This window comes from Microbispora sp. CL1-1, assembly GCF_012034195.1.
Classification (GTDB): domain Bacteria; phylum Actinomycetota; class Actinomycetes; order Streptosporangiales; family Streptosporangiaceae; genus Microbispora.
Genome location: NZ_JAATEK010000002.1, coordinates 399545 through 414043, shown reverse-complemented (window position 1 = coordinate 414043; position 14499 = coordinate 399545). Strand labels below are relative to the sequence as shown.

At 74.0% G+C, this 14499-nt stretch carries 8 protein-coding genes, 2 pseudogenes and 1 CRISPR repeat array; of the genes and pseudogenes, 2 read left to right on the top strand and 8 right to left on the bottom strand.

The annotated features are described in order from the left end of the window. Positions 1 to 17 precede the first annotated feature (17 nt). Both HCK04_RS04235 and HCK04_RS04230 read right to left on the bottom strand, forming a co-directional pair. Complete coding sequence (locus tag HCK04_RS04235; RefSeq protein ID WP_142645522.1) at positions 18 to 1991, bottom strand: hypothetical protein; 1974 nt, start codon at positions 1989 to 1991, stop codon at positions 18 to 20. A 183-nt stretch (positions 1992 to 2174) separates the two neighbouring features. Continuing rightward, a complete protein-coding gene (locus HCK04_RS04230) occupies positions 2175 to 2720 on the bottom strand; it encodes a YbhB/YbcL family Raf kinase inhibitor-like protein (RefSeq protein WP_142645521.1) in 546 nt (181 codons plus the stop codon). A 178-nt stretch (positions 2721 to 2898) separates the two neighbouring features. On the opposite strand from HCK04_RS04230, the pseudogene HCK04_RS41970 reads away from it, so the two are divergent. Next, positions 2899 to 3570, top strand: a pseudogene (locus tag HCK04_RS41970) (AfsR/SARP family transcriptional regulator); the annotation flags it as partial. Here the strand turns inward: HCK04_RS41970 and HCK04_RS41965 are convergent. Beyond that, positions 3513 to 4241, bottom strand: a complete 729-nt coding sequence (locus HCK04_RS41965) for a hypothetical protein (RefSeq protein WP_240970998.1) — start codon at positions 4239 to 4241, stop codon at positions 3513 to 3515. The pseudogene HCK04_RS41970 and the gene HCK04_RS41965 sit on opposite strands and share 58 nt — an antisense overlap. Before the next feature lie 362 nt (positions 4242 to 4603). Here HCK04_RS41965 and HCK04_RS41960 point away from each other — a divergent pair, with 362 nt between their 5' ends. Further along, complete coding sequence (locus tag HCK04_RS41960; protein ID WP_240970997.1) at positions 4604 to 4870, top strand: hypothetical protein; 267 nt, start codon at positions 4604 to 4606, stop codon at positions 4868 to 4870. Positions 4871 to 5059: 189 nt separating this feature from the next. Here HCK04_RS41960 and HCK04_RS04220 read toward each other — a convergent pair. The 5 genes and pseudogenes from HCK04_RS04220 to HCK04_RS04200 form a co-directional block, all read right to left on the bottom strand. After that, a pseudogene (locus HCK04_RS04220) lies at positions 5060 to 5602 on the bottom strand (ATP-binding cassette domain-containing protein); the annotation flags it as partial. A 388-nt stretch (positions 5603 to 5990) separates the two neighbouring features. Beyond that, positions 5991 to 7505: an XRE family transcriptional regulator gene (locus tag HCK04_RS04215; RefSeq protein ID WP_142645520.1), complete on the bottom strand. Its 1515-nt coding sequence runs from the start codon at positions 7503 to 7505 to the stop codon at positions 5991 to 5993. 152 nt (positions 7506 to 7657) lie between these two features. Further along, positions 7658 to 7871: direct repeats of the CRISPR family, unit length 28 nt; unit sequence TGTTCATCCCCGCGGGCGCGGGGCCGAC. A gap of 1169 nt (positions 7872 to 9040) precedes the next feature. Beyond that, a complete protein-coding gene (gene sepH / locus HCK04_RS40920) occupies positions 9041 to 11263 on the bottom strand; it encodes a septation protein SepH (RefSeq protein ID WP_205829790.1) in 2223 nt (740 codons plus the stop codon). A gap of 500 nt (positions 11264 to 11763) precedes the next feature. Beyond that, positions 11764 to 13056, bottom strand: a complete 1293-nt coding sequence (locus HCK04_RS04205; protein WP_142645519.1) for a D-arabinono-1,4-lactone oxidase — start codon at positions 13054 to 13056, stop codon at positions 11764 to 11766. A 150-nt stretch (positions 13057 to 13206) separates the two neighbouring features. Continuing rightward, a complete protein-coding gene (locus HCK04_RS04200; protein ID WP_142645518.1) occupies positions 13207 to 14400 on the bottom strand; it encodes an MFS transporter in 1194 nt (397 codons plus the stop codon). Positions 14401 to 14499 lie beyond the last annotated feature (99 nt).

The window sequence follows — 14499 nt, the reverse complement described above, 5'->3', positions numbered from 1 at the left end:
GGCAGGCAACGGGAATATCACCGGTAGTAGTCGGGATAATCGCTTTCCGGGTCGCGGTGGCGGCTGCCCCGCCGCCGCCCGCTCGCCGAGGTGGGGGCGTCGCCGTAGACCTCGTCGTAGGCGGGCCAGCTTCCGCCGGCGGCCGGCTGCTCGGGCCACGAGGGATGGGTGCCGCCGTATCCCTGCTGTTGCTGCTGGTCGTAGCCGTACTGGCTCTGTCCCGACGGCGCGTCATAGCCCGCCGACTCGTACGGCGAGGCGGTCGCGGAGCCCGGACCGGTCACCGTGTCGGAGGCGTCGATCGTCGCCCAGCCCGTGCTCACCTCGTACGACGGGGTGGAGGGCGCGGCGGGTGACGGCGGCTGCGAGCCGGCCGGGTAGGTGGACGCGTAGCCGTCGTAGGCGGGGGTCTGGTAGGTCTCCGCGTTCGGCCACGAGGACGCGCCGCGCGGCGGCTCCGGGTCGTCGAGCACGTCGCGGGCGTTCGGCCAGGAGGAGGAGCCCGTCGTGGGGGCCGCGGCGACCGGCGGGTAGCTGCCCGCGACCGGCCAGCCGGGGTCGGTGCCGCCGGTCTCGGGGCCGGTCACCGCCGGGTCGGGCGGGTACGACGCCGAGGCGTCGGCCGCGCGGAACGGGCCCGTCGCGGTGCGGGACGCGTCGTAGGCGTCGGACCGAGGGGTCTCGTAGCTCGTCGCCGCCCAGGCGTCGAAGGAGCCACCGGTCGCGCGGGGCGCGGGGTCGGCGAGGGCGTCGGCAGGAGAGGCGGCGGGCGTCGCGGCCTCGAACGCGCCGCTGGTGCGGGCCGGGTCGTACGAGCCGGTGGCGAAGGACCCGGTGGCCGGGATGGAGGAGGACGGCGTGTCGTAGCCGCCCGTCGCACGGACGTCGGAGGAGCCCGCGCCGCCCTGCGTGGCGAACGGCCCGGTGGCCGCGGGCGAGTCGTAGGAGGGAGCCCCGAACGGGCCGGTGCTCGCCGAGATCCCCAGGGGATCGGCGGCCGGCTGCGTGCCGTACGAGCCGGTCGCGGGGGTCGAGGGGAACGAGCCCGTGGAGCGCCGGGTGTCGTAGGAGGTGCCCGTCTGACCGGTGTCGCCACCGGCGGCCGAGGCGGCGGCGCGGCGGGCCGCGGCCCGCGACGACCGGCCGGACCTGCTCGGCCTGCGGGTGGACGCGCCCGGCGTGCCCGCGGCGCCCGGCGTGCTGGGCTGGGGCCCCGCGGCGGCGAAGGGATCGCTCGCCGCGGACGCGGCGGCGCCGCTCACGGCGGGGGAGTCGAACGGGCCGGTCGCGCGGTTCGCGTCGAAGGGACCGGTCGTGGGGGAGCCGGCCGGAGCCGCGGACGCGTCGAGCAGGTCGGGCGTCGGCGCGGAGAAGGTGACGGTCTTCTGGTCGGCGATGGCCGAGGCGGGGACGGGAGCGGCGGGACGCGCGGGCTCGTCGGCACCGGCGCGGCGGGGGCGGTTCGGACGGGAGGGCAGGGGAGCCTGCACGGTCGCGGCGTCGGGGTCGGCTCCCCGGGCCGTCGCGCCGGGCGCGCCGGTGGGCTCGTCCACCGGCCGGGGGGCGGCCATCTTCGCGGCGATCGTCCCCCCGAAGCCGCCATCGTCGGCGCGTACGCGCGACCAGTAGTCGTCGTCGTAGTCGTCGGCCTCGCCCCACTCGTCCACGCCGCGCTTGCCGCGGGCGGCGGCGGGCTGTTTGCCGCCGCGCTGAGCGGGACGCGCCGCCTGCCGCCCGCCGGGACGGGGGGCGGGACGCGGCGCGGGCTTCTGCTTCTCCGGCTCCTCGAAGGCGTCGAACCCCTTGGGGAAGCTCTCGAAGAACGTCTCCTCGGCGGGCCGCCGGGGCTTGGGGCCCTTGTTCTCGGCCATCGCCTTGATGCGCTCGGCGGAGAGAGCACTCTCCCTGCGGTTCATCGACCGCATGCCCAGCGCCACGACCAGCAGCACGAGAAGCACGACGGCGACAAGACCCGAAATGACCGCAGTCATAGCACCACCCTCAAGGCCATGGCCTTTCTGCGGCGCCGGTGAGATCGCGCGGCCATCGACGCGACCTGCCCCCTCTGGTCACCTGCGCTCAGCAATTGGATCCGATTCTGCTCGACCACAATGACCGTTGTCACACCCTAGGTGAAGATTGGTGTAGCACGACTACCTCCGGTGCTCAGCATGTCACTCGATCGTGTTCGCCGTGAGGCGCCCACGGGCGATGGTGTGACTCGCGATGCCCTCCAGGGTCTCCGCGAGGTCGGCGCCCTGCTTCAGGTCGAGCTTCGCGTTCAGTGCGTAGACAGTGAAACGGTAGCTGCCGTCGGCCCGGCATGGGGGCGCATAGCCCACCTTCCCGCTCGAGTTCCTGCCCTGCCGGGCCCCTCGGGGGACGTCGTTCATGCCCAGCTCGGTCGTCGCGGGGTCGATGTCGAACACCACCCAGTGCACCTCCGGGCCGCTGCGGGGACTGTTGTCGTCGACCACGAGGGCCACCGACTTGGCGCCCGACGTGCCCGACCAGCGGAGAGGCGGGTTGCCCTGCCCCCCCTTACAGGAGTAGTCGTCCGGCAGGGGGGCGCCGTCGCGGAACTGCGGGCTCGACACGTTGATGACGTCGAGGTTCCTCGGCGATCCCCCGCCCAGGATTCCGCAGCCCGACGCGGCCAGCGTGAGAGCCGTCACCGTGACGGCGGCTCGCGTGACCGCTGATTTTCTCGGCGATCCCATGCCCGATGATGCTACGCGGATTGGACAGGTGCCCCGACCGGATCGCGGTGATCCGTACCGATGACCGGCCTGTTGCGAGCCGCTGACCTCTGTGTTTGCCCGAATCGACTCGTACGGGTCGAGGACCGTCAAGTGGGGATGTGCGGCCCTGGGCGCCCTTATCCGCCACAATCTAGGCATGCAGGGGGACACGCCGGGATCGGGCATGAGCTTCGCCGTTCTGGGCCCCCTCGACGTACGGCGCGACGGGCGGCCGATCGAGGTCGGCGGGCGGCGGCTGCGAGCCCTGCTGACGCTCCTGCTGCTGGACGCCGGCCGCACCGTCTCCACCGAGGCGCTCGTGGCGGGGGTGTGGGACGACCGCCCGCCGAGCGGCGTGGGGAACGCCCTGCAGGCGCTGGTGTCCCGGCTGCGGGCCACGGTCGGCCGTGACCTGGTGGCCGGCGGGCCGTCCGGCTATCGCCTGGCCGTCTTCCCCGATCAGGTGGACCTCCATCGGTTCGCCCGCCTGGCGCGGAAGGGCGCCGCGGCGCTGGCCGCGGGCGATCCGGGCCGCGCCGCCGCCCTGCTGCGTGAGGCACTCGGGCTGTGGCGCGGCGCTCCGCTGACCGACCTGCCGTACGCCGAGGTCGAGGTGGCCCGGCTGGAGGAGCTGAGGCAGGCGGCGACGGAGGACAGGATCGAGGCCGAGCCGGCCCTGGGCCGGCACGCGGACCTGGTCTCGGAGCTGCGGCTGCTCGTCACGGCCCATCCGCTCAGGGAACGGCCGTAAGGGCAGCTCATGCGTGCTCTTTATGGGGCGGGCCGCCGGGTCGAGGCGCTCGCCGCCTTCGAAGAGGCCCGGTCGGTGTTCGCCGACCGGCTCGGGGCCGACCCCTCGCCCGCGCTGGCCGAGCTCCACCTCGCGATGCTGAGGGGCGAGCCCTCCCGGGAGGACACCCGGCCGCCCCCGGGTCTCACCCCCGCGTTCCAGGGACTTGCCGGGGTGGAGCAGGGGACTTCCCCCGTCGCGCAGGCGCCGCCGCGTGCCGCGCGCCGGGGCAACCTGAGGGCCCGGCTGACCAGCTTCGTCGGCCGGGACGACGAGGTCGGCAGGATCGGCGCGCTCCTCGCCGCCGACCGCCTCGTCACGCTGCTCGGCCCGGGCGGGGCGGGCAAGACGAGGCTGGCGGTGGAGTCGGCCGAGGCGATCGCCTCGCGGGTGCCCGGCGGCGTGTGGCTGGTCGAGCTCGCGCCGGTCAACGACGCGGCGGAGGTGGTGCAGGCCGCCCTCACCGCGCTCGGCCTGCGCGACACCGGCCTGGTGCCCGTGCGCGCCGTGCCCGCCATGCCGGGCGGGCCGGGCGGGGAGGCCGACCCGGTGGCCCGGCTCGTCGCCGCTCTGGCGTCGCGCGACACGCTGCTCGTGCTGGACAACTGCGAGCACGTGGCCGAGCCCGCCGCCGTGCTCGCCGACCGGCTCCTCGCCGAGTGCCCCGGCCTGCGCGTCCTCGCCACCAGCAGGGAGCCGCTCGGCATCACCGGTGAGAGGCTGTGGCCGGTCGGGCCGCTCGGCGCAGACCACGCCGTACGGTTGTTCGCCGAGCGGGCGGCCGCCGTACGGCCCGGCTACCTCGTGGACGGCGAGCGCGACGCCGTCGAGCGCATCTGCCGCGAGCTCGACGGCATGCCGCTCGCCGTCGAACTGGCCGCCGCCCGGCTCCGCACGCTGTCGGCCGGGCAGGTCGCCGAACGGCGCGGCGACCGGTTCCGCCTGCTCACCGCCGGGAGCCGTACGGCGATGCCCCGCCACCAGACGCTCCGCGCGGTCGTGGAGTGGAGCTGGGACCTGCTCGACGCCCGCGAACGCGTCCTCGCGGCGCGGCTGGCGGTGTTCGCGGGCGGTGTTCGCGGGCGGGGCCACGCTGGAGGCCGCCGAGCAGGTCTGCGAGGGCGACGTCGACGTGCTCGGCAGGCTGGTGGAAAAGTCGCTGGTCGTGTTCGACGGCGACCGCTACCGCATGCTGGAGACGATCAGGGCGTACGCCGCGGAGCGCCTGGCGGAGTCGGGCGACGAGCGGAACATGATCGGCTGCACGCTGAGGTCGATCAGCTCCATCGGGTTGTGCTTGATCTGCACCAGGCTGCGCCAGGCGAGCGTCGCCGTGTGACGCAGGGCCGCCCCGGCGCCCGGCCGGGAGGACACCGCGACAGCGGGCGTGGCGCGGGTGATCGTGGTCATCGTCTCTCCTCGTCGCTTCGTGCGTCCTGCGGCTCTCGTCGCGACCTCACGCCGCGGCTCCCGTGTCCTGCCCGTCGTCCGCCTCATCCGGGGCCTCGGCACGGTGGCCGGTCAGCGCGAGGTCGCGGACGACGCCCCACAGCTCTGTGCGGTTGCGCGGGTCGAGGCCGGTCGTCGGCTCGTCCAGGAACAGCACCTGGGGACGGCCCACGAGGCTCGCGGCGAGGTCGAGCCGGCGCCGCATGCCGCCCGAGTAGGTCTTGGCCGCCCGGCCGCCCGCGTCGGTGAGAGCGAAGCGGCCGAGCAGGCGGTCGGCCCGCCGCCGTGCCTCCGCTCTCGTGAGGCCCAGCAGGCGGCCGATCATCACCAGGTTCTCTACCCCGGTCAGGGTCTCGTCGACGGCCGCGTACTGCCCGGTCAGCCCGACGAGCGTACGCACCTGGTGCGCCTGCCGGACCACGTCGAACCCCGCCACGTGCGCCCTGCCTCCGTCCGGTCGCACGAGCGTCGCCAGGATCCGCACCGCTGTGGTCTTCCCGGCCCCGTTCGGGCCCAGGACGCCCAGGAGGCGGCCCCGCGGCACCTCCAGGTCCACTCCGTCGAGCGCCCTCGTCTCGCCGTACCGTTTCGTCAGCCCCTCGGCCTGGATCGCATATCCCATGGCGTCTCCTCCGTTCGTGTGCGCCTTCGCTGCGTCTCCGCTGCGTCCTCCACTGTGCGGAGCGGCGCTGACACCTCACTGAGGGCGGCCGCCGGCCGCTGACATATCGCTGACAGCGGCCGGCGGGCCTACGCGAACACGCAGGGGAGGGCAGCGAGGGGGTGCACGGCGTCGCCTTCGCCGCCGAGCTCACGCGGGCACACTCCGAGTCATGCGGGCGCGCTCCGCGCGGGTATGGCCCGAGCCATGCGGGCATGCTCCGCGCGGGTATGGCCCGAGCCATGCGGGCATGCTCCGCGCGGGTATGGCCCGAGCCATGCGGGCATGCTCCGCGCGGGTATGGCCCGAGTTCGCGGGCGTGCTCCGAGTCACGCAGGCGCGGCGCGCGTCACGCAGGTACGGGCTGCGCCGTTCCTCGCTTCGTGACCCCAGCGGGAAAGAGAGCGTGAGACGCGCGGTCCGCGCTGGTGCGATGAGCGCGCGTCCACGGGGGGACGGGAACCGGGCGGAAGAGGAACACCTGGTCGCGCTGCCCGGTGCACGACTGCTGGGCGAGCTCGGCGCCGGGGACCACGTCGGGCTCGCCGTACAGCGCTCCGAGGCACAGCCCGCTGTGCAGGGGGCGCAGTGCGAACCCCGCCCCGGCGGGCACCAGCACGAAGCGCTGGTGCCGGGCTCCGGTGCAGTTCTCGGGGGCGACCAGCGCGCCCGGGCCGCGCAGTGCCTCGTCGACCGTGAGGCAACCGACGCCCTCCTTGGGATGGTGCCACTGGATCTCGTAGGCGCCGCCGGCCGCCCGCAGATAGGTGTCGGGGACGAGATCCTGGCAGGGACGCTGCACGGCCAGTGGCCGGTCGGTCCTCCCGTTGCGTTCGCGTCCCTCCCCGAGGCACAGGTCACGGTCGGCGACGTGCAATGGGACGACGTGATACCACCCGTCGCGCGGGGGGCGCTTGCTTCCGGCCGTCGGGACGGCGAGGGAGGTGGCGGGCGGGGTGTGGTGCTCCTCGGGAGCGGCCGAGGGCCGCGCGTCGCCGCCGGCCCAGGAGATGCGCAGTTGCGCCAGGACCGCGCCCGTGGCGAGGAGCAGGACCGCGGCGACGGCCCCTGCCACGGTGAGCCGCCGCAGTGCCCGTGTCCCCAGCCGTACGGCTGCCGCGTCAGGTCCTGGCGGACCGCCCGCCCCGGCGGGTGCGGCGGGATCGGTCTGGGCTGTGGGATCGACCTCGCCTGCGATGTCGGCCTGTGCCCTGGGACTGGCCTCGCCTGTGGAATCGGCCTGGCCTGCGATGTCGGCCTGAGCCCTGGGACCGGCCTGGGCTCCAGGACTGGCGTCGCCTGGGGAATCGGCCCGCCTTGCGCGTTCCGCCTGGCGCGTGGAGTGGGCCCGCGCTGCGGGGCCGGTCCGGCCGGTGGGATCGGCTCGGGCCGTCGAATCGGCCTGGCGGGCGGTTCCGGCCTGGACCGTGTGATCGGCCTGGTCACGCTCGCCGAGACCGCCGGGGTCGGCGCTGCCGGCCTCGTCGCGCCGGACATCAGGGCGGGGCTTCTCCGGCGGTCCGGTCGGGCGGTTCCGGCCTACGGCCGTGTCGTGCGGATCGGCCGGGGGCACCATGCCTGCGGCCAGCCGTTTCCTGTGCGCCACCCAGCGCGCCGTCTCGGCCTCACCGAGCCCGCAGGCCCGTACGAAGGCAGCCACGAACTCCTCCCTGGGGAGGGTCGTGCGTCCGAGGGCCCCCGCGATCGTGCTGCTGGGCAGCACGTCTCCCGACGCCTTGGCTGCGGCCGTGAGCTGCCGGTAGGTCAGACCGGACCACTGGCGGAGACGGCGCAGCGCGGCGACGAATTCGGCGGCGGAGGCGAGACCGTCCGGCTGGGGAGGCGCGCTGAACGGCCCTGACACGACGATCCTCCCAAGCCACGCTTCGGCGTCGATCCGGGCGAAACACTAACAAAGATCTATGACGCGAGGCAGCCCCCCGAGTAAGCGCGCAGTCCGGAGAGCTGGAGGCGGCCCAGGAGCATGAGCAGGATCCTTGATGTCCTCGTCGGACATGTTCATCCCCGCGGGCGCGGGGCCGACTCTCACGCCATGGCGAAGAACGCCGACGTGCGCTGTTCAGCCCCGCGGGCGCGGGGCCGACGTCGTGGCAGTGAGCGACGCCCGCCCGGACCGGTGTTCATCCCCGCGGGCGCGGGGCCGACGCTCGTCCACCCGTTGAGCCATGTCCGCGGCCGTGTTCATCCCCGCGGGCGCGGGGCCGACACTTGCTGAGCTGCGGCTTGCTCTGTCGTTGTCCCCGGCCGCGCTTGGTCACGTACGGCTTGCTGCCGCCAGTGCCGTGGCCGGTGCCGACGACATGGTCGTGGTAGTGCCGGTAGCCGACGCTGCCGGGCTCGATGGTGCCGCCCGGGCGACGGCCCGGCGCGTGGGTGCACCAGACATGCGGCCTGTTGGCGCTCCGCGGCCGCCACGGGTCGATCGGCGAATCGAGCTTCGCCCCTCGGACGACGATCGACGCGTCGGCCGGCGCCATGGACATGAGGCCGAACGGCTCAGCCGTCCCGTTCTGCCGCAGCCCCTCCTGCCTGGCGACCGTCCGGGTGACGGTGAAAGGCCGCTCCGCCGGCCGACAGGTGCGCGGGCGCCTGCGGCGGTGGCCCCGTGACCGCCGCGTGCGCCGTCCGTGGAAGCGCGACCAGCGTGCGGGCGGTCACGACGGTGGTCGCCGGGATCACGCGTACGCGTGTCCACCGTGATCGTCGACGCAAGGTGAACCTCCATGGGGAAGGCCCCGAGCCCCGGCCGTACTCCGGAAGAGGGGGCGCAATACGGAAGATCCTCGATGGACGGGACACAGGACAAGATCCACGAATGTGCGGAACTGTTCCGGACGCCTCCACGCGGTCCGTGCCGCGTGGGATGCCACGAGGGGCGCGTCCGGTCCCGCCGCGAACCGAGTCTTCCCGGATACGAGTCCTGGGGGCGATGAGGACGCCGCGTGAAGAACATCCGGACCGGAACATGCGCCCGCTCAGGATCGTGAGCAGGGGCCCGGACAGACGGCGGAAGGCCGCTCGGCGAGTTCGCGAACCCGCCGACCGGCCTTCACACGTGGAGTCGTGACCACGCCGGTTCGGTGTGACGGCTCTCGATGTCAAGGAGAAGCGCCACGACCCGCCCGCGCACCAGCAGCAGGCTGTCGCGGATCAACCCCACGTGGGAAGCCCCCGTGTCCTGCGTGGTCAGTGCGCGGAAGCCACCGTGCCCTGTGCGGTCAGTGCGCGGAAGCGGCCGTGTCCTGCGCGGTCAGTGCGCGGAAGCGGCCGTGTCCTGCGTGGTCAGTACGCGGAAGCGGCCGAGTCCTGCGCGGTCAGTACATGGAAGCCGCCGTGTCCTGCGTGGTCAGTACGCGGAAGCCGCCGGGTCCTGTGCGGTCAGTCCTGCTTGCGCGCCCCGAACATGATCTCGTCCCAGGTCGGCACCGACGCCCGGCGTCCGCGGGACTTGCGGGGCCGCGGGGGAGCCGGCTTCGGCACGGGTGGCGCGGGCGTCTCGGGCTTGGTGTCCTTCGGAGCTTCCTTCTGCGTCTCCTTCGCCCCGTCCTTGGACGCGTCGCCGGTGCGCTGCGCCTTCCGCGCGTCCCCCGCCCGGGGCGCCGGAGCGGCGGCGGGAGCCTGCGCAGCGGGCTGTGCTGCGGGTGTCTGCGGCGCGGGCTGTGCTGCGGGTGCCTGTGCTGCGGGCGCCTGAGCAGCGGGCGCGGCCTCAGCCGCAGGCTGCGCGGGCGGCACGGCCTGTGCCGCTGGAACCTGGGCCGCTGGAACCTGGGCCGCCGGGGCCGCGGGCGTGGTGGCGTCCGCCGCAGGAGCGGCAGGCGCCGGAGTGGGCTTCGGTGTGGGCGCAGCAGTGGGCGCAGCAGTGGGCGCAGAGGCGGACGCCACGGTGCTTTCCGCAGCGCTCTCCGCAGGCGTGCTATCCGCAGGCGTGCTATCCGCGGGCGTGCTCGGCGCGGGCACGCTCGCCGCTGTCGCGTCGGCCGCGGGGCTCGCAGCGGGTTCCTTCGCGGACTCCGCCGGTGGAGCAGGCGCGGGCACGGTGACGGGAACGGCGGCGGCCGCGGACGCTTCGTCCCCCGCGTCGCCCCCGGCCGTGTCCGCGGCCGTGTTCGTGTCGGCAGCCATGACCGGGGCCGGGTCGGCGACCGGCTGCGAGGCAGGCGCGGCGGCCGGTCCCTCGGCCGCTGGCGCGGTCTCCGCAGGTGCGGCGGCCTCCACGGCGGCTTCCATGGCGGCTTCCACGGGAGCTTCCGCAGGGGCCTCTGCAGGGGCCTTCACAGCGGCCTTCACGGTGGCCTCCACGCTCTCGCGAGCGGCGGCGTGGGCCTCGGCGTTCTGGGCGGACGCCACAGCGGCCACGTCGTCCGTGGCCCCGGCGTCCGCCGTCCCCGAACCCACAGTCGGTTCGGCAGAGGTGCTCGTGGTCGTCGTCGCGTCCTCGGGAACCGCCCGCTCCACGGGTGCCGCCGGGGGCGCGGCCTCCTGCGCCTCATGGTGGGACGGCGCAGGAGCGACACCGGCTCCGCCGGTCACGGCGCCCTGCGCCGCATCCGCAGCGGCCTGCGCCGCGGCCTGCCGTCCCGCGATGTCCTGAGCGTCCGTACGGCCCGCGCCGTCCCCGGCGGGCGTACGCGGAGGAGCGGCCTCGGCCGCGGACGAGGTCTGGGCCGGGCTCTCCACCCTGGTCTCGGCGGCGGGCGGCGGGAGTGCCACATCGGGGCTCGCGATGAGCGACTGCGGCAGCCGGAAGGGCACCGGGGTCAGCTCGGGCCGGTACGCCGCGGGCTCGTCCGCGTACGGCTCGGGCCGCTCGGGGCGGCCGGTTTCCGCGCGCAGCGGCGGGCTCAGCCGCGGCGGCGGCACGGGCTCGGGAATCACGGCGGGCTCGGAGCGTACGGCGGGCACGCTGAGACCCGGCTCGTCGCGGCGGGGAGAGGGCTCCACGGGCAGCGGCGGCACCGGGGCGAGCTTGGACGCCAGGCGGGGCATGAAGGGACGCACGGTGGCGTCGTCCCGCTCGGGCTCGACGTATTCGGCGGCCGACAGGCGCATGGCCTCGTCGTCGTTGGGAGTGATGTGGCGGCGGCGCGGGTCGAAGAGCCACTCGGCGTGGCGGGTGTGGCCGTTCCAGACGAAGCCGAGCCGCACGCGCCACAGGTTGTCGTCGCGCTTCGCGGAGTCCCAGTCGATCTCGTCGGCGGGCACGCCGCGCCGGGTGAGCCGCTCGGCGACCAGGTCGCCGAGCGTGGGCCCGGGGGTCGTCTCGCCAGGCATGCGGACCGAGACCCGCTGGGCCTGCTGGGCCATGTATTCGCGTTCCTGGAGCACCGGCCCCTCGAACCAGCGGACTCTCTCCACCGGAATACCGGCGGTGGCCGCGATCTCCTCCGCCGTCTCGCCGGCACGAATGCGCGCCTGGATCTCCTTGGGACGCAACGGGCTCTCCACTTCGATCTCGTACTGGCCGAGACGGGAGAAGTTGCCGCGGACCGCAGCGCGGAGCCGGTCGTCGACGGGCAGCGTGAAGCGCGTGCCCCGCCCGGCCGTCGCCAGGACGAGGTACGTTCCGTCCTCACTTACCGCGACGAGACGGAGCTCCTGCATGCGAGTCCCTTCGTCGTCGTGCTCTGTCTTCCCCCGGACCCTTGAGTCTCTCGCGTGAGCCGGTTGCCTTCCAGCACCGTACCCGGCATGTCCGAACATCGCCTCGCCAGGGGGCGAGGCAGGTGTTGTGACGCCGGTCACATTTTTCGCGTTCACCTTTCCGCAACCTGTCGGTCGTGTGGGAGCGGCAGTCCGTGGACGGCGGCCGTGCCGCCGATCCGGCCCACAAGGCGAGAGCGAGGGTCGTGTCTCCTCAGGTGGTGCGCGCCCACCGCCCGTCCGTACGGCACGGGCGCGGCGCACGGCGACGTGACCGTGCCGTACGCCGTGCGGCCGGACCTGCGGGAGGGTCTCATTCCTGCTTGCTCCCTCGGGTTCGAGTGGCGCGCCGGGCTCAGGTGTGCCCGTGCTCCGCAATGTGCCTGCCCGAGGGCCGGCGCGGGCAACGCGACACGCGGAAGACGCCGGACCGTGGAGAGGGACTTTACGCGGGGATGGGGTCAGCCTTCCCGCGACGCGCCGAGCACCCGGTCGAGGTAATCGTTGGAGAACAGCCCGTCCGGGTCCATTTCGCGGCGGAGTGCGAGGAAATCGCCGAACCGCGGATAGACGCCGCGCAGGTAGTCCGCGTCGCGGGTGTGCAGTTTGCCCCAGTGGGGCCGGCCTCCCAGCCTGACCATGATCTCTTCCACGCCGTCGAAGTACGCCGGGTTGGGCGCCTGGCGGTAGACGTGGCAGGCGACATACGCCGAGGGCCTGCCGTACGCGGTGGAGAGCCATGCGTCCGAGGGCGGCGTGACCCGCACCTCGACCGGGAAGGTGATCGGCCAGCCCGCCCTCTCCACGAGGTCCCGCGTCTCCCGCAGGGCCTGGGCGAGGTGGTTGCGCGGGATGGCGTACTCCATCTCCAGGAATCGGACCTCGCGCACCGACGTGAAGATCTTGTAAGAGGTGTCGACGCACTCCGACGTGCCGAGCACGCGCGCGGAGATCCCGTTGATCGAGGGCACCGCGCCGGGGAAGCGGGCCCCGAGGGCGCAGGCCGCGCCGAACAGCGTGTTCTCCAGGAAGACGTTGTCGAGCCAGCGCTTGAAGGCGGCGGGCGGCCGGGCCGGGCCGGTGTCGCGGTTGTTGCGCTTGACCAGGCAGGTGTCGGTGTGGGGGAGCCAGAAGAAGTCGAGGTGGTCGTCGGCCTCCGTCAGGTCGTCCAGCGTGTCGAGGATCCGGCTGAGCGCCATCGGCTCGCGGCGGTTGCGCAGCAGGAACGCGGGCTCCACCCGGAACGTGACGGCGGTCAGCACGCCCAGCGCGCCGAGGCCGACCCGGGCCGCGTCGAACAGGTCGCCCTCGCGCACGGTCGTCACGGAGCCGTCGGCGAGCACCATCTCCAGCTCGACGACCTGGTCGGCGAGGCCGCCGACGTGCCTGCCGGTGCCGTGGGTCCCGGTCTGGATCGCCCCCGCGGCGGTCTGGGCGGTGATGTCGCCCATGTTGGCCAGGGCCAGGCCGCGCCGGTGGAGCTCCTCGTTGAGCGCGTGGAGCGGGGTGCCCGCGGCGACCTTCACCCACCCGTCGCCCGCGTCGAGGACGCCGGTGAGCGCGCCGGGCCGCAGGAGGATGCCGTCGGTGAGCGCGACCCCGGTGAACGAGTGCCCCGTGCCGGTCATGCGCACCCGCCGGCCCGTCTTCGCTGCGTCCCGTACGGCGTCGGCGACCTCGGCGGCCGACGCGGGGGTGCGGATCTCGGCGGGCCTCACGGACTGGTTGCGCGCCCAGTTGACGAAGGCGTCCATGCTCCTCCTCGCCCCGGCACAGTGCCCAAGGTGAAACTGTGCCCCGGGGGTGAACCGTGCCCCAAGGTGAAACCGTGCCCCGGGGCGAAACCGTAGCCCTGAGGTGAACATGAACACTACTCATGAGACGCCCCGCTGCCTACGGGCCGCTCAGTTCGTGTGCTGGTGACGCACCCGGACAAGCGCGGAGCCGGCGAGGCCCACGACCGCCGCGAGCAGCGCGCAGGCGTAGGAGAAGCCGTACGCGTTGGACGCCCCGAACGCGTCGGTCAGCCGTCCGCCCGCCCAGGAGCCCACGGCCACGCCGAGGTTGATCGAGGTGGTGACCCACGCCATGCCCTCGTTGAGCTGGGCCGCCGGGACCATGCGCTCCACCAGCGAGAACCCGGTGATGATGGTGGGCGAGATGGACAGGCCGGCGACGAACAGCGCCAGCGCCATGACCCGCACGTCGCGCATGAGCAGCACCGGTGTGAGCCCGGCGGCGAACAGCGAGAGCCCCCGGACGAACCGGGCGCGCAGGCTGATCTTCCAGTGCCGCGAGCCGTACCACAGGCCGGAGACCGCGCTGCCGCACGCGATCGAGGCGAGCAGCAGACCGGCCGCGCCCTTGCTGCCGTGCTCCTCCGCGAAGGCCACGGTGATGATGTCGACGGAGCCGAACACCGCGCCCATCGCCAGGAACACCGCCGACAGCAGCGCCACGCCCGGGATCGCGATCGGGGACCCGGCCGCCCCCCGGTGCCGTACGGCGGGCGGCTCGGTGCCGCGCATCGCGGCGAAGGCCAGCGTGCCCGACACGGTCAGCACGATCGCGGCGATCAGGCCCGCGTAGGGGTTGATCGCGATCGTGAGCGCGGTCACGAAGGCCGGGCCGCCGACGAAGATCACCTCGTCGGCCACGGACTCGAACGAGAACGCGGTGTGCAGCTTGGCGGGATCGGCGAGCACGTGCGACCAGCGGGCCCGGACCAGCGAGCCGAGCGAGATCCCGGTGGCCCCGGACACCGCACCGGCGGCGTACAGCGTCCACTCGGGCGTCCCGGAGTGGGCGCACAGCATCAGGGTGGTGAGCGAGCAGGCGTGCATCAGCACCAGCGGGACCAGCACCCGCGCCTGGCCGAACCGGTCAACCAGCCGCCCGGTGAGGGGCCCGGCCACGGCGACCGCGATCGAGAAGGTCGCCGCCACCGCCCCCGCCTTCGCGTACGAGCCGGTGATCGCGGTGATCAGCAGGATGACGCCGATGCCGAGCATCGACATGGGCGCCCGGCCGATGAACCCCGCGATGACGAAGCCCTTGACTCCGGGCGTGCCGAACAGCCCCCGATACGGCCCGACCATATTGTGTTTCCCCTTCGGCACTGTGCTCGGCACTGTCGTGCGTGTGCGTCCGGGCCGGCCGTACGACTGCGGCGGCGGCCCCGAGTGGTCCCGGGACAC

What these genes read in the sequence shown, in the direction of transcription:
- HCK04_RS04230 (WP_142645521.1), bottom strand. Translation starts at nt 2,720, where the DNA reads ATGGGATCGCCGAGAAAATCAGCGGTCACGCGAGCCGCCGTCACGGTG.
- HCK04_RS04205 (WP_142645519.1), bottom strand. Translation starts at nt 13,056, where the DNA reads ATGGACGCCTTCGTCAACTGGGCGCGCAACCAGTCCGTGAGGCCCGCC.
- HCK04_RS04200 (WP_142645518.1), bottom strand. Translation starts at nt 14,400, where the DNA reads ATGGTCGGGCCGTATCGGGGGCTGTTCGGCACGCCCGGAGTCAAGGGC.
- HCK04_RS04235 (WP_142645522.1), bottom strand. Translation starts at nt 1,991, where the DNA reads ATGACTGCGGTCATTTCGGGTCTTGTCGCCGTCGTGCTTCTCGTGCTG.
- sepH (WP_205829790.1), bottom strand. Translation starts at nt 11,263, where the DNA reads ATGCAGGAGCTCCGTCTCGTCGCGGTAAGTGAGGACGGAACGTACCTC.